The 24,962-nt window shown below is 38.9% G+C and carries 25 protein-coding genes; 19 read left to right on the plus strand and 6 right to left on the minus strand.

The window, feature by feature from the left end; all coding sequences use genetic code 11:
• Nucleotides 1–296 precede the first annotated feature (296 nt).
• The 11 genes from KJS58_RS12895 (at nucleotide 297) to KJS58_RS12945 (ending at nucleotide 12,270) form a co-directional block, all read left to right on the plus strand.
• A complete protein-coding gene (locus KJS58_RS12895; RefSeq protein ID WP_213532894.1) occupies nucleotides 297–1,229 on the plus strand; it encodes an O-antigen ligase family protein in 933 nt (310 codons plus the stop codon).
• Nucleotides 1,210–2,364 carry a glycosyltransferase gene (locus KJS58_RS12900; RefSeq protein WP_213532895.1) on the plus strand — a complete coding sequence of 385 codons (1,155 nt, stop codon included), beginning with the start codon at nucleotides 1,210–1,212 and terminating at the stop codon, nucleotides 2,362–2,364. Before KJS58_RS12895 ends, KJS58_RS12900 begins: the two co-directional genes overlap by 20 nt.
• A 64-nt stretch (nucleotides 2,365–2,428) precedes the next feature.
• Nucleotides 2,429–3,571, plus strand: a complete 1,143-nt coding sequence (locus tag KJS58_RS12905) for a glycosyltransferase family 4 protein (RefSeq protein WP_213532896.1) — start codon at nucleotides 2,429–2,431, stop codon at nucleotides 3,569–3,571.
• Entirely contained in the window at nucleotides 3,561–4,784 is a 1,224-nt protein-coding gene (locus KJS58_RS12910; protein ID WP_213532897.1) for a glycosyltransferase, read from the plus strand. Before KJS58_RS12905 ends, KJS58_RS12910 begins: the two co-directional genes overlap by 11 nt.
• Nucleotides 4,768–6,267 (plus strand): murein biosynthesis integral membrane protein MurJ, encoded by a 1,500-nt coding sequence (murJ, locus tag KJS58_RS12915; RefSeq protein ID WP_213532898.1) that lies wholly within the window; start codon nucleotides 4,768–4,770, stop codon nucleotides 6,265–6,267. Before KJS58_RS12910 ends, murJ begins: the two co-directional genes overlap by 17 nt.
• A 6-nt stretch (nucleotides 6,268–6,273) precedes the next feature.
• Nucleotides 6,274–7,482 (plus strand): glycosyltransferase family 4 protein, encoded by a 1,209-nt coding sequence (locus tag KJS58_RS12920; protein ID WP_213532899.1) that lies wholly within the window; start codon nucleotides 6,274–6,276, stop codon nucleotides 7,480–7,482.
• Entirely contained in the window at nucleotides 7,479–8,849 is a 1,371-nt protein-coding gene (locus KJS58_RS12925) for a sugar phosphate nucleotidyltransferase (protein WP_213532900.1), read from the plus strand. Before KJS58_RS12920 ends, KJS58_RS12925 begins: the two co-directional genes overlap by 4 nt.
• Nucleotides 8,850–8,863: 14 nt before the next feature.
• On the plus strand, nucleotides 8,864–10,189 hold the full coding sequence (locus tag KJS58_RS12930; protein WP_213532901.1) for a UDP-glucose dehydrogenase family protein: 1,326 nt from the start codon (nucleotides 8,864–8,866) through the stop codon (nucleotides 10,187–10,189).
• A 62-nt stretch (nucleotides 10,190–10,251) separates the two neighbouring features.
• Nucleotides 10,252–11,196 (plus strand): LCP family glycopolymer transferase, encoded by a 945-nt coding sequence (locus KJS58_RS12935; protein ID WP_213532902.1) that lies wholly within the window; start codon nucleotides 10,252–10,254, stop codon nucleotides 11,194–11,196.
• A gap of 50 nt (nucleotides 11,197–11,246) precedes the next feature.
• On the plus strand, nucleotides 11,247–11,720 hold the full coding sequence (locus KJS58_RS12940) for a VanZ family protein (RefSeq protein WP_213532903.1): 474 nt from the start codon (nucleotides 11,247–11,249) through the stop codon (nucleotides 11,718–11,720).
• 58 nt (nucleotides 11,721–11,778) lie between these two features.
• Nucleotides 11,779–12,270 (plus strand): hypothetical protein, encoded by a 492-nt coding sequence (locus KJS58_RS12945; RefSeq protein ID WP_213532904.1) that lies wholly within the window; start codon nucleotides 11,779–11,781, stop codon nucleotides 12,268–12,270.
• Nucleotides 12,271–12,380: 110 nt separating this feature from the next.
• Here KJS58_RS12945 and KJS58_RS25650 read toward each other — a convergent pair whose 3' ends face one another.
• A complete protein-coding gene (locus KJS58_RS25650) occupies nucleotides 12,381–12,506 on the minus strand; it encodes a hypothetical protein (protein ID WP_283771279.1) in 126 nt (41 codons plus the stop codon).
• 293 nt (nucleotides 12,507–12,799) lie between these two features.
• Here KJS58_RS25650 and KJS58_RS12950 point away from each other — a divergent pair, with 293 nt between their 5' ends.
• The 4 genes from KJS58_RS12950 (at nucleotide 12,800) to KJS58_RS12965 (ending at nucleotide 16,020) form a co-directional block, all read left to right on the plus strand.
• The gene (locus KJS58_RS12950; protein ID WP_213532905.1) at nucleotides 12,800–13,093 is read left to right on the plus strand and encodes a hypothetical protein; all 294 of its coding nucleotides are present in this window, start codon (nucleotides 12,800–12,802) and stop codon (nucleotides 13,091–13,093) included.
• Nucleotides 13,094–13,181: 88 nt separating this feature from the next.
• Nucleotides 13,182–14,066 carry an ABC transporter ATP-binding protein gene (locus KJS58_RS12955; protein WP_213532954.1) on the plus strand — a complete coding sequence of 295 codons (885 nt, stop codon included), beginning with the start codon at nucleotides 13,182–13,184 and terminating at the stop codon, nucleotides 14,064–14,066.
• Nucleotides 14,059–14,844, plus strand: a complete 786-nt coding sequence (locus KJS58_RS12960) for an ABC transporter permease (RefSeq protein WP_213532906.1) — start codon at nucleotides 14,059–14,061, stop codon at nucleotides 14,842–14,844. Before KJS58_RS12955 ends, KJS58_RS12960 begins: the two co-directional genes overlap by 8 nt.
• Nucleotides 14,845–14,940: 96 nt before the next feature.
• Nucleotides 14,941–16,020, plus strand: coding sequence for an AI-2E family transporter (locus KJS58_RS12965; RefSeq protein WP_213532907.1), 1,080 nt, complete (start codon nucleotides 14,941–14,943; stop codon nucleotides 16,018–16,020).
• A gap of 110 nt (nucleotides 16,021–16,130) precedes the next feature.
• On the opposite strand, the gene KJS58_RS12970 is transcribed toward KJS58_RS12965, so the two are convergent.
• Entirely contained in the window at nucleotides 16,131–17,483 is a 1,353-nt protein-coding gene (locus KJS58_RS12970) for a hemolysin family protein (protein ID WP_213532908.1), read from the minus strand.
• Between the two features lie 306 nt (nucleotides 17,484–17,789).
• Between KJS58_RS12970 and cls the strand changes: the two genes are divergently transcribed.
• Nucleotides 17,790–19,235: a cardiolipin synthase gene (cls, locus tag KJS58_RS12975; RefSeq protein WP_213532909.1), complete on the plus strand. Its 1,446-nt coding sequence runs from the start codon at nucleotides 17,790–17,792 to the stop codon at nucleotides 19,233–19,235.
• Nucleotides 19,236–19,415: 180 nt separating this feature from the next.
• Nucleotides 19,416–20,306, plus strand: a complete 891-nt coding sequence (locus KJS58_RS12980; protein WP_249717256.1) for a YitT family protein — start codon at nucleotides 19,416–19,418, stop codon at nucleotides 20,304–20,306.
• A gap of 128 nt (nucleotides 20,307–20,434) precedes the next feature.
• On the opposite strand, the gene ligD is transcribed toward KJS58_RS12980, so the two are convergent.
• From ligD to ku, 4 genes are all read right to left on the minus strand, one after another.
• Nucleotides 20,435–21,325: a non-homologous end-joining DNA ligase gene (ligD, locus tag KJS58_RS12985; RefSeq protein WP_213532911.1), complete on the minus strand. Its 891-nt coding sequence runs from the start codon at nucleotides 21,323–21,325 to the stop codon at nucleotides 20,435–20,437.
• The gene (locus KJS58_RS12990) at nucleotides 21,325–22,284 is read right to left on the minus strand and encodes an ATP-dependent DNA ligase (RefSeq protein ID WP_213532912.1); all 960 of its coding nucleotides are present in this window, start codon (nucleotides 22,282–22,284) and stop codon (nucleotides 21,325–21,327) included. Before KJS58_RS12990 ends, ligD begins: the two co-directional genes overlap by 1 nt.
• Nucleotides 22,285–22,313: 29 nt before the next feature.
• Complete coding sequence (locus KJS58_RS12995; protein WP_213532913.1) at nucleotides 22,314–23,183, minus strand: VOC family protein; 870 nt, start codon at nucleotides 23,181–23,183, stop codon at nucleotides 22,314–22,316.
• A gap of 138 nt (nucleotides 23,184–23,321) precedes the next feature.
• Nucleotides 23,322–24,233 (minus strand): non-homologous end joining protein Ku, encoded by a 912-nt coding sequence (gene ku, locus KJS58_RS13000; protein ID WP_213532914.1) that lies wholly within the window; start codon nucleotides 24,231–24,233, stop codon nucleotides 23,322–23,324.
• Nucleotides 24,234–24,392: 159 nt separating this feature from the next.
• On the opposite strand from ku, the gene KJS58_RS13005 reads away from it, so the two are divergent.
• Both KJS58_RS13005 and KJS58_RS13010 read left to right on the plus strand, forming a co-directional pair.
• Nucleotides 24,393–24,698 carry a hypothetical protein gene (locus KJS58_RS13005; protein ID WP_213532957.1) on the plus strand — a complete coding sequence of 102 codons (306 nt, stop codon included), beginning with the start codon at nucleotides 24,393–24,395 and terminating at the stop codon, nucleotides 24,696–24,698.
• A gap of 2 nt (nucleotides 24,699–24,700) precedes the next feature.
• Nucleotides 24,701–24,883 (plus strand): H-type small acid-soluble spore protein, encoded by a 183-nt coding sequence (locus tag KJS58_RS13010; protein WP_160032316.1) that lies wholly within the window; start codon nucleotides 24,701–24,703, stop codon nucleotides 24,881–24,883.
• The last annotated feature ends 79 nt before the right edge of the window (nucleotides 24,884–24,962 follow it).

Consider the following 24,962-nt stretch of genomic DNA (forward strand, 5'->3'; position numbering starts at 1 on the left):
TTTATCAGTTATATCTTCCTTTGGATCTCTCGATAACTTTAATGGTTTTGATATCACTGGTTTTATTCGCTAATGAGTATTTTAACAGGAATTTACTTATATATTATAAGATGCATAATTCAATGAAGATATACATTTTTATGCTTCTTATAATGACTCTTGCTATTATATATTCTCCAAATCAATTATTAGGATTAAAACTTATTTTTTTTAGTTTTGTTGGTTTGATTTCGTTATGTTTAGGCTTCTATTATAAGAGGAAAGAGTTATCTGTAACTAGAGTTTTAAATAGTATTATGATATTAGGTTTACCTATAGCAATCTTGAATATCTTTTTTCTGGTATTTTCTGAGTGGGAATTGGAGTTTCTAAAATCCAGATTAGCACAGTTATTTATCGATCCTTCGACTTTAAGGATGTTGAATAATGGTGAAATGTTGAATAATATCTTAGATCCATATAAGGCGGGAACCTTTTTTATTAATGCCAATGTCGCCTCAGTATATTTTGGACTTCTATTTTGCATATCATTTTCTCAAATGATAGATAAATGGAAGTTTAGGTATATTTTAAGCACCATTTTATTTATTGGTGCTATACTGGCGACTCAATCAAGAACAGGATTACTCGCATTAACAAGCGTTGTATTGTTGTTTCTCATTCTTAAGTTTTCATACAGAACTCTAATGAAAATTGTCTTACTAACAATAACAATTGCAGTATTTGTCTTCTCAGTTACTCCGCAATCAATTATTTATAACCTAACAAAGAGATTAAATGTTGATGTGGTTGGAAACGATCCGAGAGTGCTAATTTGGAATTTTACTTTTGATAAAATAAAAGAACACCCATTTTTGGGATTAGGATTTGGAGGATGGGAGACAGAATTCCCAGAATATGCTTTTAAAGTAGGCACAGATCCTTCATTTCCACCTCATAACATTTTCGTTATAATTTGGACCTGGGCAGGCATACCTTGTCTTATATTATTTGTATTATTTTTTATAAATTTAATATCTAATTTATATACCATATATATTAGTAAGGATAAAGAAGTTATTTATCTATGTGGCCTTGGATGTATTCTATTTGTTATAGTCGAGGGAATGTTTGATAATTTTTTCCTGCACAATTATAGCGTCTCAACATTATTTTTCTTCATAATGGGATTATTATTATATAGAGAAGAAGCAGAGGTGAATTTGACTAGTGAAACTAGGATTACTTAGAAATACATTTTTGCCTTCATCAGAAACCTTCATTTATGAGCAGCTAAATCAATATTCTGGATGGCAGGTAGAAGTTATAACAAGAGAGGTTATCAATCAAGATCAATTTAGATCAAATCAATGGAATATTAACTCTATTCAAAAAAATGCAAAGTCAAAATTTTACAAGTTATTTATAAAATTATTATATACTTTGAAGATTAATTCCACTTCAAAGATATCGAAAATTATTGAGTATAAAGATATAGATGTTATCCATGCTCATTTCGGCGTAGATGCAATTTACGCAATTAAAGCATGCGAAAAACATAACATACCTCTTTTTGTCACTTTTCATGGTTATGATATTACACGCCTTCCAAAGTTTAAAATTTATCCATTTTCGTATTTGATGTATTATTTTAACTACAAAAAATTATCTGAAAAAGCTGATTTGTTCTTAGCTGTATCTTCCCACATAAGAAGCAAATTGATTGAAAAAGGATTCCCAGAAGAAAAAATAATTATTCACTATATTGGTATTGACTTAAAAAAAATATTTTATAGAGAAGAGATTTCTGTTAATACTAATGAAATTATTATTACCACCGTGGGAAGATTAACTGAAAAAAAAGGCATCGAATATTTAATACGTGCATTTGATAAGATCTTTGAGGATTGTGAAAATGTAAGGTTAAGAATTATAGGTGATGGATATCTAAAAAACAGCTTATTATCTTTATCTAAATTAGGTAGATCTAAAGATAATATAGAGTTTTTGGGGAACATACCACATGATATGGTTATTGAAAATCTTAGAAGGAGCCATATATTTTCTTTACCGAGCGTAACTGCAACAGACGGTGACCAGGAAGGACTAGGTATGGTGATATTAGAGGCATCTGCCACCGGACTTCCAATTGTTGCTTCAAGAAGTGGTGGAATTGTAGATGCCGTTATTGATAATGAAACTGGATATTTAGTTGAAGAGAAAAATGTTGATGAATTATATTTAAAGCTTAAACATCTTGTTGAAAACGATCATCTTAGAGTTGAAATGGGGAAGAAAGGAAGAGTATATATGGAGGAAAATTTCGATATCAGTAAACAAACTAAGAAATTAGAAATATTATATAAGAAATACTTAAGAAAATGAGGGGAACTTAATGCATGTTTGCATGTTGGTTAGATCGACTGTATTTCATGAACATTATGGAGGAATGGAAATAGTCGCTGATGATTTAGCTTGTTCCTTAGCTGAAAAAGGAGTATATGTAACAATAATTACTACTTCACTAAAACAAAATCAAAATGAGATTGTTACAAAAAAACGAGAAAATATGAGACTCATTAGCTTAGCCAATATGCCTCCAATGAAGTATTCTTCAAGTTGGTGGAATAAAAGCGCGAGTTTTTTTCGCGAATTAAACACTATTGAACCTGTTGATGTGGTGTTTAGTGTTAGTGCAGCTGGCTATGCTGTTTCAAAGTTGACTGATAAACCACCTCTTGTATTTCAAGCACACGGAACAGCATTAGGTGAGATAAAGACGAAAATAAGATTGGATTGGAAATCGAAGGTGAAATCTTTAAAAAATTTTCAAGGACTAATTAAGGATATTGTCTATCTTAAAAAGTTTGATTTAATTATTACAGTAGGGCAAAAAGTATTTAATGATCTTGAATCACAAATGTATTTTAAAGCCATCCCTAAGTTAAACATTACCAATTGTGTAGATGATAAGCTATTCTTACGTAATGATACCGATAGATCAGTAATAAGAAGTAAATGGGGAATTGCAGAAAACAGTAAAGTTTTCATCTCAAGTTCTAGATTACATGCAGAAAAAGGAATCTTGGATTCAATTAAGATATTTCAGCATGTACATCTTAGTGATGAAAACACTGTTTTTTTTGTTATAGGTGATGGACCACAAGAAGAATTGTTGAAAACATATTGCAAAGAAACTAATTTGGCGAACAGTGTTCTTTTTGTAGGAAAGCTTGATAGAGAAGAACTAGCTATGTACTATTCAGCTGCAGATTACTTATTGTTTTCGACATTAAGAGAAGAAGCTGGTCTTCCACTTACGGTTTTAGAGGCGATATCGAGTTCACTAATATGTTTTGTATCTGACAAAATTAAATTTGAGCCTGGAACTCCTCTAGTTCAAATATTCTCAAAACAATATGAAGAATCTGCAAGAATTATCGAAGAAGTAGTGAATTCTGCACAATCTACTCTTCTGTTATCAACTGGCCAGAAGTTTATTTCAAATAATTATTCCAGGGAGAAGTGGATATCAGATTATATTACTGTATTCGACAATTTAATAGATAAGGAGAAGGTTCATGCAGAATGAATTTATAATTATTTCAACTGCTGATTGGGATAATCCATTTTGGACTAATAAACAACATATTGCGAAAAGGTTAGCGGATCGGGGATATAAAGTTCTCTACTTAAATTCAATGGGGCTAAGAGCTCCTAGCGGGAATAGTAAAGATTTAAAAAGAATTTTGAGAAGGTTTAAGTTAATGTTTAAGGGTCTTCAACAAAGACATGATAATCTTTGGGTATGGTCTCCTATAGTTATTCCCTATCAAAAAAGTTCATTTGTCCGTAAACTGAATTTTCTGATTTCTAAATATTTTATTAAGCACTATGTTAAAAAGTTAAATTTCACTAACTATATTCTTTGGACATATAATCCGATCAGTCAGCCTCTCTTAAACAAAGGAGAGGTTACTTCTGTATATCATTGTGTGGATGAAGTGTCTGTACAACCAGGTATGCCGGAAGAAGTTATAAGAGAGCAAGAACTTTTGTTAGTGAAGAATGTTGACATTGTTTTTGCGACTTCACAAAGTTTATATGAGAAGAGGAAAAGCATAAATACAGCAACTTATTATAGCGCTAACGTTGCAGATTTTGATCATTTTTCTCAAGCAAGAACAAAAAAATATGAAATCCCCATGGAACTCAAAAAATTACAAGGACCAATTATCGGATTTATTGGAGCAATCAGTGGATATAAATTAGATTACCAACTTATATATGAGATAGCCCAATCTAACCCTGATAAAAATTTTGTGTTCATTGGTCAAGTTGGTGAAGGTGATCCTAAAACAAATGTAAGTCTAATCCAACAGTTAAAGAATGTATATTTAATTGGTCCAAAGCCTTATGAAGAACTTCCAAGGTATTTACGTCATTTTGATGTATGCCTATTACCTAATAATCTTAACGAGTATACGAAAAATATGTTTCCAATGAAATTTTTCGAATATTTAGCTGCCGGTAAACCTGTGGTTATGACACCCCTTCATGCTTTGCAAGAATATTATCATCTTTGTTATGTTGCAAAGAATCCAAAAGAATTCTCGGAAAGTATTAACGACGCTTTGAATGAAAAAAACGGGCAGAATTTTAACGAGTTGGTCAATTCTCGTATTTCAGAGGCCCAATTACACGATTGGGAATCTAGAATCGATAACATGTTAGATAAGGTGAGTCAAATGAGTACTCATAATATAAATGGAAAGATAGGAATTTACGATGCTAAAGGCATTTAGCATTTTATTCAGTGGTAATCTCATAGGTAAAATATTGGGTGCAATTCGAGAAGTGATCATTGCTGCATTTTATGGGACTTCAGCGCCTGCAGCAGCTCTGAGAATCTCCCAAAGTGCAACGTTGATTCCAGTCAATTTTTTTACTGCGGAGAGTTTAAACGCAGTATTTGTACCCTTGTTCACAAAATATAAGCTTGAGGATGAGAAAAGAGCAAATAATTTTGCCTGGTGCATGTTTATTCTGATTGGTAGTATTTCTATAGTACTTTCAGTCATTTTATTTTTAGGTGCGAGAGTGTGGGTATCATTGCTTGCACCAGGGTTCACTGAAGATGTAGTAACTCTGACAGTGAAATTTGTTGAAATAATGAGTATTGGAATACCATTTTATTTAATGACATCTGTAATTTCATACTATGAGATAAGTAATAAAATTTATATAATGAGTTCTATCAGAGCATCAGTACAAAGTGTAGGACTAATTGTTGGTGCTGTTGCGTCTTTTTATTTTGATAGTTTAAGTTATCTTGCCTGGGGTTTTTCTGGAGCTTATATTTATTTGTTACTTCATGGGTTATTTAATCTATATAGAAAAGATTTGATCATTTTACCTTCCTTCAATCTACCTGAAATTAAAATTATTACTCGTGATTTTTGGAAGTTATTAAAACCATTGTTATTAATTCCATTTATACTGCAAGGAAATATTTTCACTGAGAAAGTAGTTGCTTCATTATTAGGGGTTGGAGTAGTTGCCTCTTTAGATTATGCTAGATTTATTTCTGAAACTGGTTTGCTGCTTATTGCAGTACCAATAGGAACCATATTTCTTTCTGAATTAAGTAATGCTACTCAAGAACATGTGGAGAATTTGCTACATAAAATCATACCAGTACTTATGATGATAACTATTCCGTTATCTCTTTTTTTTATTTGTAATAGTGAAGGAATAATATCATTGTTTTATGCTAGAGGAGCATTCGACAGTGAATCAGTACAATTAACTCAAAATATCTTTATTGGTATTTCAATCGGATTATGGGCAACAATTACAGCGTATATCTTACAAAAAGTTTTAAATGCACAAATGAAAAATAAGGTAGTCGTGAAAATTATGGCTGTTTCGGTAGTTGCTAATATTGCAACCAATATATTTTTATATAAGATTCTTGGTCCCTTAACACTTGGTGTGGGAGCATCTCTGTATGGAATTATTTATCTTATTTTAGCTTCATATAAATTAGGGATATTGAAGTTTGTGGTGAAAAACATACTTTTAGTGGGTGCAGGATCTATTGTCTATATCCCTATTGCTACAATAATAACTGGGAACTCGATTTTTAATTTAATCATTTCAGCATTGGTATTTTTTATTTTTTGGTTGCTATACCTTCTATCTATTAAAAGTTTAAGAAATGCAGTTATGCCAGTATTAATGAACAGATTGAAGAAACAAAAAAAAGTCACGTCAATTGGAGAGTGAGAAGAGTTGAAAGTTGCCATAGTGCATGATTGGCTGACAACGTATACCGGGGCTGAGAAAGTTGTAGAACAAATTCTTGAAATTTATCCTGATGCCGATTTATTTACTTTAGTTGATTTTTTAAAAGAAAATGATCGAACTTTTCTAAATGGGGTTAAAGTTACTACCTCTTTTATTCAAAAAATGCCTTTTGCCAAAAAGAAATATAGAAACTATCTTCCGCTAATGCCGATTGCGATAGAACAATTCGATCTTTCTTCTTATGATTTAATTATTTCATCTTCGCATGCGGTCGCCAAAGGAGTTATAACAGGACCTGATCAATTTCATATATCTTATATTCATACTCCGATTAGGTACGCATGGGATTTACAACATCAATATTTGAGAGAATCTGGATTGAATAGAGGGCTCAAATCTCATATAACAAGGGCAATACTTCATTACATTCGTTTATGGGATTATAGGACTTCAGCAGGTGTAGATCTCATGGTATCCAACTCCAACTTTATTAGAAAAAGAATTCAAAAAGTCTATAACAAAAATGCAATAACGATATATCCTCCAGTAGACGTTTCTATGTTTCAATATCAAGAGATTAAACAAGATTATTATCTAACTGCTTCTCGATTAGTACCATATAAAAAAGTGGACCTAATAGTTGAAGCATTCTCAAAAATGCCAGACAAAACGCTTTACGTAATTGGTGATGGCCCTGATATGGAAAAAGTTAAATCCTTTCAATCAAGCAATGTGAAATTATTAGGTTATCAATCTACTGAAGATTTAAGAAAATACATGCAGAATGCCAAGGCATTTGTATTTGCAGCGGAAGAAGACTTTGGAATTACTCCAGTAGAGGCTCAGGCATGCGGTACACCAGTTATTGCTTTTGGTAAAGGTGGAGCTCTTGAGACGGTTATAGGAAATCCGGAGATAGAAAAGGAACTTACTGGGTTGTTTTTTTATGAACAGACTACAGAATCCTTAATAGATGCGGTTGAAAGATTTGAAAGTATCATGAATGGAATTCTCCCTCAGAACTGCAGAGAACACGCATTGAAATTTTCTAATGAACGTTTTCGTGAGGAATTTAACCAATTAGTACAAAGCTATCTGTTTAACAGTAGTACTGAATCTAATTTAAATGAAATACAAACTGAATATAGAGAAGAATTGATGGTTGAGCGTCCTGAGAAAAGAGGTGTAATATGAAATTAATATTGCTATCTGGTGGATCAGGGAAAAGACTTTGGCCACTATCTAATGACGCAAGATCTAAACAGTTTCTTAGAATATTAGATATGGATGGTCAAGATGAAAAAGTATCTATGGTACAGAGAGTATGGGAACAGCTGAAAAAAAACGGTTTATCAGATGATTCTTATATTTCGACAAGTCAGAGTCAGGTCGAGATTCTAAATAATCAATTGGAAAATGAAATAAGATTAGTAGTTGAGCCTGAAAGAAGGGATACATTCCCTGCAATATCTTTAGCAGCATCTTACTTATATAGTATGTCAAGTGTGAGTCTAGATGAAACAATTGTAATTTTACCGGTTGATCCATATGTAGAAGACCAATTTTTTGAAAATGTCAAAAATCTTGATCAAGTATTAAATGATTCAGGAGCAGATATCGCGCTTATTGGTGTTAAGCCAACTTATCCTTCTGAGAAATACGGGTATATTATTCCAGAACAAATTGATAACAATCAATTCTATACAAATGTTAATACATTCGTTGAAAAACCTCATCATTCTGAAGCAGTGTCAATGATTTCTCAAGGCGCTCTTTGGAATTGTGGGGTTTTTGCATTTAAACTAAACTATTTAATTGATTTGCTTATTGAATTGGGTTTACCTATCCAGTATGAAACTATGTTGAGTCAATATGGACAAATGCCTTCCACTAGCTTTGATTATAAAGTAGTCGAGAATGCTAAGAATATTGTAGTTAGCCCATATCATGGGTACTGGAAAGACCTAGGAACTTGGAATACATTAACGGATGAAATGACTAACCCTATTGTTGGTAAAGGCTACATCTCTGAAGATTCTATTAATTCTCATCTTATTAACGAACTGAATCTTCCTGTAACAGTGTTAGGCCTTTCTAACATTGTAGTAGCCGTAAGTCCTGACGGAATTTTGGTGAGTGATAAGGATGAAAGTCCACGGATCAAAGAGATTTTAAAGTCGGATACATCCAGACCAATGTTTGAAGAAAGAAGATGGGGATATTATCAGGTTGTTGATTATTCTCAAAATAAAGAGAAAGATCAAATTCTAACTAAGAAAATATGTATAACAGCCGGAAATAACCTTAGCTATCAGTATCATATATTCCGTGAGGAACTATGGACTATTGTATCTGGAGAGGGAGAGTTAGTGTTAAATAATTCAATCCAAACTTTGAAAAAAGGTGATTTAATAAGAATTCCTCCTAAAACAATGCATAGTGTAAAGGCAATTTCAGATCTTGAGATCATTGAAGTACAAATGGGATCAAATCTGATAGAAGAAGACATTATTAGGCTTAGTACTGATTGGTCCGAAATCATTAAGTTCTGTATAAAATAAGGAGGAAATTTATAATGAAAATTGCTGTCATAGGTACAGGTTATGTTGGATTGGTTTCAGGAGTATGTTTTTCTGAGATAGGTAACGAAGTTATTTGTGTAGATAATAATCCATTAAAGGTAGAGATGTTGGAAAAGGGTGAAGTTCCAATCTACGAACCAGGACTTGATGAGTTAATCATAAAAAACAAGGCAGCCGGAAGGCTGTCTTTTACTTTTGATGTAACTAGTGCAGTGCAGAGTTCTGATCTAGTTATATTAGCTGTAGGGACACCGCCTCTACCAAGTGGAGAAGCTGATCTAAGCTATATAAAACAAGCAGCAATAGATGTAGCGAAAGCAATGGATGGGTACAAAATTATAGCGACAAAGAGTACTGTTCCTGTGGGTACAAATGAATATGTAGCTAGTATTATTAAGTCAAACAGTCATTATCCATTCTCGGTTGCTTCATTACCTGAATTTCTTAGAGAAGGTTCAGCAATTTATGATACCCTCAATCCAAACCGCATTGTAATCGGTTCTAATGATTATGAAACACAACGAACTCTTGTAGAACTACACTTGCCGTTAACTACTAATATCATTACAACTGATCTTCGATCAGCAGAAATGATTAAATACGCATCTAATGCATTCTTGGCAACAAAAATTTCATTTATAAACGAAATTGCTAATATTTGCGAGAAAGTAGGCGCTGATGTAACTAGAGTAGCAGAAGGAATGGGATATGATCAACGGATAGGAAGTTCGTTCCTTCAAGCTGGTATCGGTTATGGGGGTTCTTGCTTCCCTAAAGATACAGAAGCATTAATTCAAATCGCGGAGAATGTGGATTATGAATTTAGATTGTTAAAATCAGTCGTTGAAGTTAATAAGGATCAACGCTTTAATATTATTAGAAAACTTGAAATGGCACTAGGATCTCTTAAAAATAAGAACATTGCAATTTGGGGGTTGGCTTTTAAACCAAATACAGACGATATTCGAGACGCTCCTGCACACAGTATTATTCAGGAGTTAATTAAGTTGGGAGCTAATGTGAAAGCATACGATCCAATTGCTACTGCTAACTTTCAAAAAGAACTTAATCATGAATCTATTTCTTGGTGTGAAACTGCACTCGAGGCAGCAAAAGATAGTGATGCTCTATGTCTCTTGACTGAATGGTCTGAATTCGCAGAGATTGATTTGTTTGATTTAGCATCAACCATGGCTCATCCAGTATTAATTGATGGAAGAAACGTTTATGATCCAGAGAAAGTAAAGGATGCATCGTTCACTTATTATTCAGTTGGTCGTCCTCATACAGCTAATACTTATACTGAGGCTATGTCCTAATGGACATAGCTTCTTTTTTTAGGTTCCAAAACTACCCTATAACAGATCGGGGAATATTATAGATGAAAAGATGGGCGAAGGTCACACTTAGCATAGCTTCGTTATTTATAGTTCTTGGTGTTGGATACGGTGTTTATTTATACAAATCTATTGAATCGACTGCGGAAAGTATATATGAACCTAGAGATCCTATTCCTGCAGTCACTAATATAGATGGTGGACAACAAACAGATACAGATGCCATATCTGAGAAAATAGCAGATCAAGAGCCCTTTTCCGTACTACTATTAGGAGTGGATGAGAGAGCGAACGATGTGGGACGCTCGGATACGATGGTTGTTCTTACCGTGAACCCTGCTAAACATTCTATTCTCATGTTTAATATTCCTAGAGATACTCGTACAGAAATCGTAGGAAGAGGAACAGAAGACAAAATTAATCACGCCTATGCTTTTGGTGGTGTAAACATGTCTGTACAAACAGTTGAAAAATTTCTAGGTTCTCCAATTGATTACTATGTAAAGGTTAATATGGAGGGATTCACATCAATCATAGACTTATTGGGTGGTGTTGAAGTAGATAACCCATTTGAATTTACTATTGATGGAGAATTATTTGCTAAAGGTCCGATACAATTAACGGGGGAAGAGGCACTATTATTTTCCCGTATGAGATATGACGATCCTCGCGGCGATCTCGGACGTAACGCAAGACAACGTGAGATTATCCAAGAGTTGATGAATAATGCACTCCAGGTTTCTAGCGTAACCAAAATCCAAAATATCTTAGGTGAAGTAGGCAATAATGTAAAGACGGATATTACGTTTGATGAAATGAAGCAATTTATTAAGGATTATCGTTCAGATCTAAAAAACATCGAGACGATAGAAATACAAGGTCACGGTCAGCGTATTAATGGAATCTACTATTACATTGTAGACGAACAAGAACGGGAACGAGCACAGAACTTAATGAAGGAACATTTGCAAAGGGTTGATACTCCTTGAGTAGACTTGAGAGAAAAAGGGCGAATAGAAAAAAGAAGCAATGGATTTATTTGCTTATTGGCATCCTTCTTGTATGGGCAGTATTCATCTTGTTTATGTCCACTCGATCTTATCAACAACAGACCATTCGCCCTCTTCTTATTAAAATCGCAAATCAGATTAATATAGATATCCCTTTACCTAATGTTAAGGTTCATTATGCGGGAAATAACTACGATCTTCAGTCAAATCCCTATGGTTTCATTGAATTTACTTTTCGCAAAAGTGCCCATGTATTTGTATATGCTGTACTCACACTACTAGCCCATTATCTGATTCGGAAAAAGTGGGGGAGAAGTCTATACAGCTATATTATCCCGCTCGTTTTTGTTGTTATTGTGGCAAGTATTGATGAGACCTTGCAGAAATATTCAGTGGATCGAACGTCATCTCCCTATGACGTTCTCCTAGACTTCACCGGTGGATGCATCGCTCTACTACTCATGATCCTGATTGAAAGTTTCTCACGTAGACGAAAGGTCTAAAGATTACTCCTCGCTCATAACCTGAGAAAGATACAAAGGACAAGAGGGAGGGAGCATCATGCTGCGCAGACGCCGAGGGAATGGACTTATCAAATTGCTCACTGCCGTCCTGGTGGTGGGCTTGATTATTCTTTTGTTCTTCAGTGTACGTGGGATGGTTAAATCAACAAATGAAGAAGAAGCCGTTAAGATCGTAGAACAATTCTATGATTATGAGCAAGAAGGGGACTTCGGAAGTTCATGGGAACTATTTCATTCGCTTATGAAGGAACGATATAAGAAACCCGACTATGTTCAGACCCGGGCGCATGTGTTCATGCAGCACTTCGGTACGAACACCTTCCAGTATGAACGGAGCGAACCAGAGCGGAAATTTGATGTACAATTGGTTGAAGGAACAGAAGCCTTGAAGGAAGTTTACCTCATAACAGTAACACAGATCTATCATTCTTCCTTCGGTAATTTCAAGATCGTCCAGCCCGTATATGCTGCTGAAGAGTCAGGCGATTGGCGGGTACTATGGTCATTTCAGAAATCGGAAGATTTCTAATGTTGTATACATATGAAGAGCCCCTCTATGCACGAAGAAATCCTGTGCAATAGAGGGGCTTTTTTTGCTTTTCATTCCTACTTTTTTCGAGATTTCTAAGCAAAGTTGTCCTAACGTACAAGCAGTAAGCGTACAATAAAGTAGGTCAAGATGGGTGCGCCTACAATAACCAGTACAGGTACGAGGCTGATGTGCCTCGATGCATTCCTCCTCCATTTTTTCACTGTTCTTCTCATCATCATTCCTCCTAATAACAACCATATTTCTACAATACAAATTGTATCATTTGTCCGTGATCGTGTGAATGTGAAAAATGACTCGTTTTCGTAAATATGATGTGATTTAACCTTTTTTTCAGAAAAAACGCGATTTAACCCCTAAAATACAGGTTATATTTGTAATATGGAGTGATTATTCTTGACAAAGATATAGGACTCCATTATGTTCGAGATACAAAATGTATCGAATTAGATCGATTTTTGTAGTTCAAGAATGTGTTACACGTTACTTGAATGGGAGGGGATTTTTAGTGATAGGTACTCGCCGTTTTTATTGTGTGGCCTGCAAGAAAATTATGTGGGTCGAGAATGAGTCTGTACGTACTTTTGACTCAGATCGCATTACTGCCGATCTTATCTTCCGGACGGGATTCTATCGAAATGAAATGCCGCTAGGATATTGTGGTCACTGCCGTGAAATTCACCATCATCTGCAAGATCAGGAGCAGGCTGTGCAGCAGGAAAGTCATCATCTTCCTTCCATGTATTCTTCTCAGAAGAGTGCTTCACCTCTCGAATGTGGTACAGGTTGTATGGTACACTAGCTTCTGAGCTTAAGTTTCGGTACGAATCTGTACGATATTTGATAAATAAGGAGTGAACTTGTCCGTGCATCAAGAACCGGTTGTTCGAATGCAAGGGGTCAGCAAAGTCATTTCTTCCCGCTATCTAGTACGAGACCTGACTCTGGATATCCATCCAGGCCAGGTCTTTGGTTTTTTAGGACCCAATGGTGCGGGAAAAACGACGACGATCCGTATGATGGTTGGACTGATTTCGATCAGTGAAGGCGATATACATATTGCGGGGCATAGTATAAAACATGAATTTGAAGATGCGATTCGCGAGGTAGGGGCGATCGTTGAGAACCCGGAAATGTACAAGTTTATGACCGGGTACCAGAACCTGTTACATTTTGCCCTTATGTCACCAGGTGTAACCAAAGAACGAATTCAGGAAGCGATTGAACTCGTCGGACTTACGCAGCGTATCCATGATAAGGTGAAGAATTACTCTCTAGGAATGCGGCAGCGACTTGGCGTGGCACAGGCAATATTGCATCGTCCCAAGTTACTTATTCTAGATGAGCCGACGAATGGACTGGACCCTCAGGGAATTCGTGAACTGCGCGACTATCTCCGCAAACTATGTGATGAAGAAGGAACGACCGTCTTCGTATCCAGTCACCTGTTATCTGAGATGGAGCTGATGTGTGATACGGTGGCTGTCATACAAAATGGAAACCTCATCGATGTGAGAAGCGTAAAAGAAGAAGGAGTACAAACGGCTACGGAATATGTCTTTGAGGTGAGTGACGTGGATATGGCGTACAAGCTCCTTAAGGGTGAAGGAAGAGTAGAACAAGGGATGTTATATCTGTCTGGAACGAGAGATGAGGCTGCAGCGATGAATGCTCTTCTAGTGCAGAGTGGTATACAGGTATATGGAATTCGTGCTAGAAGGAATTCTCTAGAAGATCGGTTCCTAGCCCTTACGGGAGGTGAATCGATTGAGTAATTTTATGATGCTTGTCCATAATGAGAATATGAAGATATACCGGCGTATGCGGACATGGGTCATGCTGGGCATTTTGGCCTTTATGTCGATCATCATTCCCTATCTCTTTTCCGGCAACGGGGGAGGAGAGACGACTTCCTTCTGGGAGGGAGCGATGCTCTCCGTTACGTTTGTCAGCTTCCTGAATACGATCTTTGCCGTCGTGATCGCAGCAGATTCCGTAGCAGGGGAGTTCTCTTGGGGGACGATTAAGCTCTTGCTGATCCGTCCTTGGACGAGGAGTAAGATTCTTTTCTCCAAGTATCTTTCTGTTCTGCTATTCAGCATACTCAGTACACTTACTATGATTCTGCTTGCTCTTGGTACATCGTATCTGCTCCTATCTTCTACAGCAGATGTGGGAATGATACCTGAAAATATGACTCCCGCGAGTTATGCAGTGATTAGTTGGGTATTTGAATATGTAGATCTATTTATTACGATTGCGATTGCTTTTATGGTATCAACCGTATTTCGTTCGGGTGCGCTTGCGATTGGCTTGTCTCTATTTATCCTATTTACTCAGGGAATCTTCGGAATGATCTTTAATCCTGAACGTTATGGATGGGCGAAGTACATACTATTTACGAATATGGATCTTAGTCAGTATCTGTATGTGTATGGGGATGGCCTCGGAGGTATGAGTCTTGGTTTCTCGATGATGATTCTTGCCGTGTATTATGTCATCTTTATGGGAATCTCCTGGTACGTATTTAATAAAAGAGATGTGGCTGCGTAAAGCAGCATGACCGGATCGTAGTTACGCTTAAAGATATCCATACAGAAGCTTCGCTGCATATCGTAGACAAAATTTATGTGGATGGAGGGTCTGGCATTGACTCAAACAAACCGATTTTTCCGATTTTTGATCGGAATTATTCTGGTCTTTCTTGTGATTTACCTGGGTTCAAAAGTAAACTTTATTTTTGACCCGATCATCTCGTTCGTCAGTATTATTCTTGTTCCGCTGATGCTGGCTGCATTTTTCTATTATCTGCTTCGGCCATTAGTAGAAATCATGACGAAGCGGAAACTCAATCGTACGATTGCCGTTCTAATTATTTTTCTGGCAATCGCTCTTATACTGGTTGGATTTATTCTAGGCGTATGGCCGTCTCTTCGGGCGCAGTTCCTCGCATTCATCGAGAGTGCACCGGATCTGCTCAATATGCTTGGGAAGCAAGTGAAGGAATTAGAACAGAGCGGCGTTCTTGCCGAGTTTTTCCCGGAAGGTACGAATATACTATCTAAGGTGACTGATATTATCAATCAGGGATTTACGGTGGCCGCCAACTATTTGTCGGGCCTCGTTTCCTTCTTCTCCTCCTTTGTGGTCGTACTTTTTGTCTCACCGATTATGCTGTTCTTCATGCTCAAAGAGGGCGGTAAATTTGGGGAGAACATTGTCAGCTTCCTGCCAAGACGTTTTCGGGATGAAGGTACAGACTTGCTGAATGATATTGATAACTCACTCAGTGGATTTATTGTAGGCCGTGTCATTGCAAACATTGCATTAGGTGTACTCATGTACATTGGCTTTCTTATTATTGGTCTACCTTATGCGTTACTTCTTACCGTCGTCTCCATAATTATGAATTTCATTCCGTTCATTGGAGCGATTGTATCTTCCATTCCGATTGTGATTATTGCCTTCACAGAGGAACCTATGATGGCATTCTGGGCGCTGGTTATCATCCTTGTTGCACAGCAAATTCAGGATAATCTACTGGCACCATACATTATGAACAAGACACTGGATATCCATCCAATCACGACGATTGTTGTTGTACTCGTGGGTGGAGATATCGGAGGCCTAATCGGTATGCTGCTGGCGATCCCCGTCTACATGACGGTAAAGATCATTGTAGGCCGTGTATATAACGTGTTCTTTAAAGATCGCTGGGAAAAAGCATAGAGGAATTGTAAGAAAACTAAAATTCAACAATCTCTGCTTGAAAATAAAGCAAAATAAGGCCCGCATCCTCACTACAGAGGAAGCGGGCCTTATTCTATATAACAAAAGGATTACTCAGCCATAACGGTTTGTTCATTCAGTGTACTGGCAATAGGAGCCTTCGTTGTAATCGCAACTTTGAGGAAGCGGTTCTTCTCTTTTTCAATAAGAGTGAACGTAAGTCCTTCAAATTCAAACTCTTCTTGTACTTCCATTTCTGGCTGATGACTGTACAGCCATCCTCCAATGGTATCCCATTCATCCGTATCAAGCGCAGCGGAGAAGAGATCGTTTACTTTCGAGAGAGACACTTTGCCGTCAAAAAGGATATGATTCTCATCCATGATTTGGATTTCTTCTACCTCATCGGCGTCAAATTCATCTCTTATTTCACCAACAATCTGCTCCAGCACATCTTCAATCGTAACCATACCTGATGTACCGCCATATTCATCGACCAAGATTACAATATGATTGCCTTCTTGCTGCATTTTTTTCAGCAGGTCTTTGACCGGTGTGGTTTCATGTACTGCTGGAATCGGGTGAATCAAACTTTGAATATCAATCTTATTAGAATCGTTGCCGTAATAGTCCAGGAAGAATTGTTTCGTATGAATGATTCCGATAATATCATCCTTGTTCTCATTAACGACAGGAAAACGAGTATACTGTTCTTCTTTAATGATTGCGAGATTCTCTTCGACCGACTTACTGGCGTATAGACATACCATATCCGTACGTGGAACCATAATTTCTTTGGCTAACATCTCATCAAAAGCAAAGATTCGGCTCACATATCCAAACTCACTTTGGTTGATCATGCCGCTTTCGAAACTCTCATTAATAATGATCTGCAGTTCCTCTTCCGAGTGAGCTTCTTCTTGTTCCGAAGCCGGTTTTACACCAAATAATTTAACAAGCTGGTTAGCAGAGCTATTTAAGATGAAAATAAATGGGTACATCACTTTGTTAAACCAGATAATGGGTCCCGCAGTCCACATCGCCACGGTTTCAGCTTTGCGAATCGAAACGGTCTTAGGGGCCAGTTCCCCTACAACGACATGTAAGTAAGTAATCAGCATGAAAGCAAGTACGAAGGATATCACCGATCCTACGGATTCGGGTATTCCCCAGCTTTCTACGAGCAGCGGATGCAGAATTTTCTCAATCGTTGGTTCACCGAGCCATCCTAGTCCGAGTGAAGTGATGGTAATCCCCAGCTGACAAGCAGACAGATAACCATCCAGATTGGCAACCACTTGCCTTACTGCGGCTGCTTTCTTATTGCCCTCCGCAATTAATTGATCCAGCCGACTTGTTCTTACACGTACTATGGCAAACTCAATGGCTACAAAAAAAGCAGAGAATCCAATGAGCACTGCCACCATTACTAAATTTAACGCGTACCTACTACCTTCGTCCATTTCACATCTCTTCTCCTTCATGATTTTAAAGTATATAAAAGTTTAACGAATATTATATCGCATCTTCCCTCTTATGACCAACTTGACATAAAGCCAAATCAGTGTTCTTAAGAAAAATAACTCTCCAACACGATATGTATAGACTTATATATATTATTGAAACATTTTATTGGGTTCCGAAACCGATCATAGGTGGCCGAAAAGAGAATTCTATACAGATGGGTGCATGAAATACACTAAAGATTGTCAAACTGTATAGATGACTGTATTCAGTCGGTTTTATCAGATCAGAGGAGGAGCTTAGCGATGATAGGGACGGTTATCCTTTTTCTTATCCTGCTGTATTTGGTTCAGACGATGCTGCTGTTATTGCTGGAGTATAAGCGTCCAGAAAAAGCCGCTGTGTGGATCTTCATATCGTTCTGTCTGCCTCTGATTGGTATATGGTTGTATAGGGTTGCAGGAAGACCTTATGGCAAGAGTGCGTCTATGACAAGAGAAGAGCGGATGGTATGGAATGAGATGCATTCACAGATTTCTGGGAAAGTAAATCAGGTTACCTCCATAGAGGGCATGGAGAACAAAGAGTTTGCACACAACATGCGCCTATACAATCTATTATCAGAAATTCCTAATAGTTCAATCACGAACTGCAATCATACGGATTATTATGCGGAAGGAGATCCGTTATTTACGGTTTTATTTCAAGATATCAAAGAGGCTAAGAAACATATCCATCTCGAATTCTATATTATTCGGCATGATATTATGGGCACGATATTTCAAGATCTGCTGATCAAGAAATCGAAGGAAGGGGTCCAAGTGAGAATCATATGTGATGGGTTCGGAAGCAAAAGTCTGTCGAAACCCTTCATACAGCGGATGAAGGATGCAGGGGTAGAAGTTCATTTCTTTTTACCGCCGCTACACGCTTTAAAACTTAGGAAAATAAATTATCGAAATCATCGAAAAATCGTAGTGATTGATGGCAAGATTGGCTATACGGGCGGGATGAATATCGGTGATGAGTACAAAGGCGAATCGCTCAAATTGGGATTCTGGCGTGACACTCATATGCGTATGCACGGAGATGCTGTGTACTATTTGCAGATGGCTTTTATTAAAGATTGGAGGCTCGTGAGCGGACAGACCCTATGCTCTTCATTAGTTCCCGTTTTATTTCCTGAGCATCATTGTAAGGGGACGGAGCAGATACAAGTGATTGCGAGCGGTCCTGATGAGACTAGGCATCCCATCCAAGAGATGTGTTTTAATGCCATTGCAACGGCAAACTCAAAAGTGTATATTACAACCCCTTATTTTATTCCGGATGTAGCGCTGATGACGGCAATCAAAACAGCAGCCCGAAGCGGGGTGGATGTAAGGGTGCTTATTCCCGGGAGAGCGGATTACAAGATTGTGCTGCTTGCATCACTGTCTCATCTTGAAGAGTTAATGGAAGCGGGGGTTACGTTCTACCGTTATCAGAAAGGGTTTGTTCATGCCAAAGTGGTGATCGTGGATCAATTACTCGCAGCGGTAGGATCAGCAAACCTCGATATGCGCAGCTTCTACAGCAACTTTGAACTGACAGCAGTAATGTATTCTCGTAGTGCGTTAGACCAGCTGACAGCTGATTTTGAACAAGATTTACAGAATAGTAAACGAATTGAATTGGGTGAGTTCAAGCAACGTTCTCGGGCCTCCAAGTGCGCTGAAGTCGTATGTAGGTTACTATCTCCGCTGCTTTGATTGTATTTACCGGATTTCTAAAAGAAAAACAAGTTTCTAATCGTTTATCTCTGTTTAGCTGTCGTTTTTGTGACTTTTGTAACTTTGATATGTTATAATAGAGGTATCCAGTATGTCTTATGGCATAGAAAAAGTGAAAAGAAAAGGGGGAGTTCTATGTCAGAGATGACAACCAAAGAAATGGTGCCAAGTCAAAGTAAACAGACGAAGGCAAGCAGTTCTCCGCTAAGTCTGAAGCTTCTGCAACGAGCATTTTTAATCATTGTGGGAGCTACATTAATGGCAGTAGGTCTTGAAATTTTTCTTGTTCCAAATGGCGTTATTGACGGGGGGATTACGGGGATATCGATCATGTTATCCAAAATAACCGGTATGCCGCTGGGTATCCTGCTCACCGTACTTAACCTGCCTTTTCTCTTCATCGGCTATAAGCAGATCGGCAAGACATTTGCGATTTGTACCTTCTTCGGCATTGTAGTGATGTCGATCGGCACACAATTGCTGCACCATGTAAGTGCGCTTACGCCGAATGAACCGCTGCTTGGTGCTGTATTTGGCGGTGTTATCCTGGGAATTGGTGTAGGTCTTGTTATTCGTTCTGGCGGATCGCTGGACGGTACTGAGATCGTTGCTATTCTCCTTAGTGAAAAATCCCCCTTCTCCGTTGGACAGATTGTTCTGTTCATTAACTTATTCATCTTCGTTATGGCCGGATTTGTATTCGGATGGCCGAATGCACTGTATTCCATCATTGCCTACTATATTGCGATGAAGATGATCGACATCACGATCGAAGGTATGGATCAATCCAAATCGGTATGGATCATTAGCGACAAGTTCCGAGATATCGGTGAAGCACTTACCGACAGATTGGGACGCGGCGTTACATACCTCGATGGTGAGGGCGGTTTTAGCGGAGAAGAGAAGAAAGTAATCTTTGTAGTAATTACCCGACTAGAAGAAGCCAAACTGAAGAGTATTGTTGAAGATTGGGACCCGCATGCATTTCTTGCGATCGGTAACATTCACGATGTAAAAGGTGGACGCTTTAAGAAAAAAGGAATTCATTAATATATGAATCCATTTCACAGTTTCCATGTGTATGAGATGGATTCAATAAATAACAGCCCGGCTGTTCCTAAGTTTATAGGAACGCTGGGCTGTTTGTTTTTAGTAGAATAAGAACATTACATAGGATCTCAAGTCTTGGCCAAATGAGCGAGGAGAGGTTCTAGTGGCTGAGCAGGGAGGGCTGCGATCAGATCCCCTTTTTCGGCGAGGCGCGCTCCGATGTTTAGTAACGTGAAATCTTTGGGCGATACATCACGTGCTACTTCTTCCCATAAGAGAGGGGTAGAGACGGTTGCCTGTTCTCTTGCTCGCGGCGTGTAGGGGGCAGCAAGTGTTTTCCCTCCATAATGCTGTAAATAGTCAAAATAAATTTTGTCACCGCGATCTTTTTTGAGTCGCTCTAGGGTGAACAGCTTCGGATGTTTCTCACATACATACCTGCCGACAAAATGGCCGAGCATTCGAAGTTGTTCAAATGTAATCCCTTTGCTGATCGGAACAATGATTTGAACACCGGTTGCACCGGATGTTTTGGGAACAGATTGAACTCCGAGTGAAGAGAGCACCTGGCCTACAATATGCGCGGCTTCCATGATTCTTGGTTCTTCTTGAAGCGTAGGGTCAAGGTCAATCATCCATTCACATGGCAGACTGCTTCCTACCGCATGAAGAGAGGGATGAAATTCCAACGCAGCCAGATTGCCAAGCCATAGTAGTTCTGGCAGGCCGTTCAGCACAACGTAATTGATCTTCTCATGTACAGCTGTCTGAACAAAGGGCGGCAGCGGTTCGGGAGCGTTTTTCTGATAAAAGAATTCACCATGTACCCCATGCGGATAACGAATTGTAGTTAATAGCCGATCCCTGCAGTGAGTCAGAAGGTAAGGCGAAAGCTCGGCTAGTTTCTGTAAATAGATCGCCTTTGTTACACCAGCCTCTGGCCACAGCGGTTTGTCGGGATTCGTAATAGTCAGGGTCTGGCCTTGAATCTGAATACTTCCTTTTACCGTTCTAGCCATTACGAATTTTCCTCCTTCTGTGATAAAGTACAGTCCTTTGGCTGGATATGAGGGGCAAAGCTTTCGATAGTTGGATGACGCATCGTCCCCCCAGGTGTCCATTCAAGATAGGTGATGCGAACGACGATCTCAGGACGGATCCACAGAGCCCCTTGATATCGGCCTGGCAAATGATCAAAAGGCATTTCGCGGGTGAGAAGGGGCTGGATGCGTTCTGTAAGATCCCGCCACTCCTGAGCTGTGAATCTTCCGGTTCCGGCATGACCAATGTATGAAAGTACTCCATCCTCACGGTATAATCCGACAAGCAGAGAGTTGACGATATTGTCACGGAGCGTAACGCCGCCAATCACCGCATACAGGTCACCGTTTTTCTTGCGCTTCTGCCAGCGGTTATCTTTTCCGCCCAGCGCATAGGCACTCGTCAGATCTTTGACCACAACCCCTTCTAGCTGCTGCGCTTTGGTCGCTTCAAAGAGAGCATTTCCGTCCGGGAAATTCTGCACGAGTTGAACAAGAGACTGAGGTTTAATGATCTGGTTTAGCCGTTCCTGGCGTTCAGACAGCGGGAGATGAGTAATCCATTCTCCATTCAGATAGAGAAGATCAAATACCATATAGGTAACAGGTACACTTCGTAATCCTTGCCGTATACTTCGCTCGCTCCGAAGACTGTCCCGCCGCATGATCTCATGAAAAGAGGGTTTACCGTCCGTAAACGCGATGAGTTCTCCATCCAAAATAAAAGAAGAAGCGGATGAATATACATCCGCCTGACCGAGTTCCGGGTATTGTATTGTTCGATCGTTTCGCTTGCGGTTCACGAGGCGTACTTCCTCACCATCATAGTAAGTGAGCATTCGAACACCGTCCCATTTTACCTGAGCAATCCAGGGATGTCCTGAAGGAAACTGTTCGGTTCGAACGGGTTCAAAAGGAATGACGGGTGTAAGCTTCATATATCGCTTCTCCTTATGTGTAAGAGAGATCAGGCGTGAGTGATGCGGATCTGGATACCGAAGGGATCCATTACTCTAGCTTCCTCCGCTTTGCGGCTGACAGAGACTCCGTTCTGCTCAAGTCTTACGAGAGCTTCTTCATACACGGCCTGATTCTCAAAGATAATTGTAAAATAATCAATTCCAACAGCATCCGAAGGAACTTTCGGTGCACCTTTGCCTGCCCATACATTAAGACCAATGTGGTGATGGTATCCGCCTGCGGATGCGAAGAGGGCATGCATATAGCGGGAAGCGTCTACCACAATATCAAAACCGAGCAGATGATTATAGAAATGACGTGCTTCTTCTAGATCAGAGATATGAAAATGTACATGCCCAATGATCGTTCCTGCAGGCAGACCTGTAAAAGGTGTAACTCCCGCAAGTTGCAGCAGGCCTTGTACATCGACAGGATCAGTTCCCATGATGTAGTTATTATGTTCATCTTTCTTCCAAGTGCTTCTTGGACGATCGGCATAAATCTCAATACCATGTCCATCCGGATCATTAATGTATAATGCTTCACTGACCGTATGATCGCCTTGACCTATCTCAATACCCGATTCTGCAAGATGTCGTAGTGCAATCCCCAGGGAAGTACGATCAGGAAGTAGAATGGCAAAATGGTATAGTCCTGCATGGCTTCTTGGTGCAACCTTTTTCGCATTCGGAATCTCTTCCAGAATAAGAAGCGGCGCAGATCCGCCCTTCGCTGTAAAGCTTGCAACATGTTCTCCGGTACGGGATAACAAGGTGAGACCAACCACTTGTTCATAAAAAAGAATGGACCGTTCCAAGTCGCTTACACGAAGTTTTACTTCACCGAGTACGGTATTTGGATGAATAGAATAAGTCATATGATAAATCCCCCTTATGTAAGTAAATCATTTAGATTAACTAAAATAAATATACTTAATTACTTTGTGTAAGTAAGTATAAAGTGTTAACCGATTTACGTCAATAAGAAGAATTTATGATAGATAAATTCTATTTTGTTACGCTCCCGATTCTTTGGTTTTTGCAGTTTTGCGTTTTTTTGGTTTTGGCGTAATGACAGGAGTCGTTTCTTCTGATTTAGCTGCAGCTGCCGTTTTCCGCGTCCGTTTCTTGGCTGGCGGTTTCCCTGGGTCGGTTGGTATCGGCTGCGTAGCTTCAATGCTTGCCTGAAGAGCGGCCATTAGATCAACAACGTTGGTCTCTGGTTTAGCAGGAGCGACTTTGAATTCTTCTCCCGCCACTTTATGCTGAATCGCATCAAGCAGGCGCAATCGATAGTCATCCGTATATTTTTCAGGCTCAAAAGGAGTAGACAGCTGGTCAATCAGCATCTTAGCCATCGTGAGCTCCTTATCATTCACTAGGGTGTTCTCCGGAAGATTCGGAACCTGAGAGATGGGGCGTATTTCGTCAGGATAAAAAATCGTTTCGATCGCAAGACATTCATCTAATACACGGATGGCAGCGAGACTGCTTTTCGAGCGAATCGAGATTTTGGCAATACCAATCTTCCCTGTATCCCTCATTGCGGACATCAAGAGCTGATAGGCATTAGCACCCGCTTGATCGGGGGACAGATAATATGTTTTCTGAAAATAAATAGGGTCAATATCGGTTAAATTTACAAAATCAAGAATGGTAATATTTTTATTAGCTTGATCTGATAATTGCTCGAGTTCCTCTTTTTCAAAAAGGACGAATTTGCCTTTCTCGTATTCGTATCCTTTTGTGATTTCCTCCCATTTCACTTCAATATCACACGAAGGACATTTACGGATATAGGCAAGCGGACTTCCGCACACGTTATGAATGTAACGCATCGAGATATCTTTATCTTCTGTAGCTGAGAACATTTTGACAGGAACATGAACGAGTCCGAAGCTGATGGCTCCCTTCCAGACGGTATGCATGATTTCTCCTCCTCCTTCTACATCATTACATCATTTATCAATCCTGTTTTACTGCTATTATGGTCAAAAAAAGCCCGATCTATCCTGATTTCTGACGCATGATCTTCTTTTATAGCGGGCATAGTACATTAAATCATTACTAAAGGGGGAAGCTAAAAGATGACATGGGATGATTCGGATTCGCATGAAGGAAGAGATGGGAAAGATGGATGGGATCTTCCTTCTGAGTTTGGAGGACCGGATATGATTACTGTCGACTTGGTGAACTGGGAAGCTGTTACTTCTCCTGAAGATGAAGTAGAGGAATCGTTCGAGAATACCGCATTTGATGTTGATCGAATGGTGAATGAAGGGCTTGGCGGTGGCGAAGTTACGCGGGATAACGGATATATTGGAGACAGTACGAGTGATGCTTTATTTGATGAAAGTGAATTTCAAGTGAATGAGAAGAAAGGGGAGGAATAGGGATGGAAGCAACTCGCGCAAAAGCGATCTTTGATGCGAAAGAAAATTATGCTGTAAAATTAGATGGAGAAAAACCGGTATGGATCGAGCATGTAGATCTAGATAATAAAATGGCAACAGTACAAATCGGAAATAATCCGCTCGATACGCATACCGTGAATGTAGAGCGACTTGTAGAAGGTTAACAGTTATAATTACATGAGAATGCCATAAAGAGCAGAAGGTTAGGAGAACTCGGGGGAGAGGTAAGTTCCTTCGGGTTCT

The sequence above is a fragment of the Paenibacillus sp. J45TS6 genome (assembly GCF_018403285.1).
In the GTDB taxonomy this organism is placed as follows: Bacteria; Bacillota; Bacilli; order Paenibacillales; family Paenibacillaceae; genus Paenibacillus.

Excerpts from the sequence above, each read along its gene's own strand:
- KJS58_RS12895 (WP_213532894.1), top strand. The coding sequence starts at position 297 with ATGATATTAGGTTTACCTATAGCAATCTTGAATATCTTTTTTCTGGTA.
- KJS58_RS12905 (WP_213532896.1), top strand. The coding sequence starts at position 2,429 with ATGGAAATAGTCGCTGATGATTTAGCTTGTTCCTTAGCTGAAAAAGGA.
- KJS58_RS12910 (WP_213532897.1), top strand. The coding sequence starts at position 3,561 with ATGCAGAATGAATTTATAATTATTTCAACTGCTGATTGGGATAATCCA.
- murJ (WP_213532898.1), top strand. The coding sequence starts at position 4,768 with ATGCTAAAGGCATTTAGCATTTTATTCAGTGGTAATCTCATAGGTAAA.
- KJS58_RS12925 (WP_213532900.1), top strand. The coding sequence starts at position 7,479 with ATGAAATTAATATTGCTATCTGGTGGATCAGGGAAAAGACTTTGGCCA.
- KJS58_RS12930 (WP_213532901.1), top strand. The coding sequence starts at position 8,864 with ATGAAAATTGCTGTCATAGGTACAGGTTATGTTGGATTGGTTTCAGGA.
- KJS58_RS12935 (WP_213532902.1), top strand. The coding sequence starts at position 10,252 with ATGAAAAGATGGGCGAAGGTCACACTTAGCATAGCTTCGTTATTTATA.
- KJS58_RS12945 (WP_213532904.1), top strand. The coding sequence starts at position 11,779 with ATGCTGCGCAGACGCCGAGGGAATGGACTTATCAAATTGCTCACTGCC.
- KJS58_RS25650 (WP_283771279.1), bottom strand. The coding sequence starts at position 12,506 with ATGAGAAGAACAGTGAAAAAATGGAGGAGGAATGCATCGAGGCACATC.
- KJS58_RS12955 (WP_213532954.1), top strand. The coding sequence starts at position 13,182 with ATGCAAGGGGTCAGCAAAGTCATTTCTTCCCGCTATCTAGTACGAGAC.
- KJS58_RS12970 (WP_213532908.1), bottom strand. The coding sequence starts at position 17,483 with ATGGACGAAGGTAGTAGGTACGCGTTAAATTTAGTAATGGTGGCAGTG.
- cls (WP_213532909.1), top strand. The coding sequence starts at position 17,790 with ATGATAGGGACGGTTATCCTTTTTCTTATCCTGCTGTATTTGGTTCAG.
- KJS58_RS12980 (WP_249717256.1), top strand. The coding sequence starts at position 19,416 with ATGGTGCCAAGTCAAAGTAAACAGACGAAGGCAAGCAGTTCTCCGCTA.
- ligD (WP_213532911.1), bottom strand. The coding sequence starts at position 21,325 with ATGGCTAGAACGGTAAAAGGAAGTATTCAGATTCAAGGCCAGACCCTG.
- KJS58_RS12990 (WP_213532912.1), bottom strand. The coding sequence starts at position 22,284 with ATGAAGCTTACACCCGTCATTCCTTTTGAACCCGTTCGAACCGAACAG.
- KJS58_RS12995 (WP_213532913.1), bottom strand. The coding sequence starts at position 23,183 with ATGACTTATTCTATTCATCCAAATACCGTACTCGGTGAAGTAAAACTT.
- ku (WP_213532914.1), bottom strand. The coding sequence starts at position 24,233 with ATGCATACCGTCTGGAAGGGAGCCATCAGCTTCGGACTCGTTCATGTT.
- KJS58_RS13005 (WP_213532957.1), top strand. The coding sequence starts at position 24,393 with ATGACATGGGATGATTCGGATTCGCATGAAGGAAGAGATGGGAAAGAT.
- KJS58_RS13010 (WP_160032316.1), top strand. The coding sequence starts at position 24,701 with ATGGAAGCAACTCGCGCAAAAGCGATCTTTGATGCGAAAGAAAATTAT.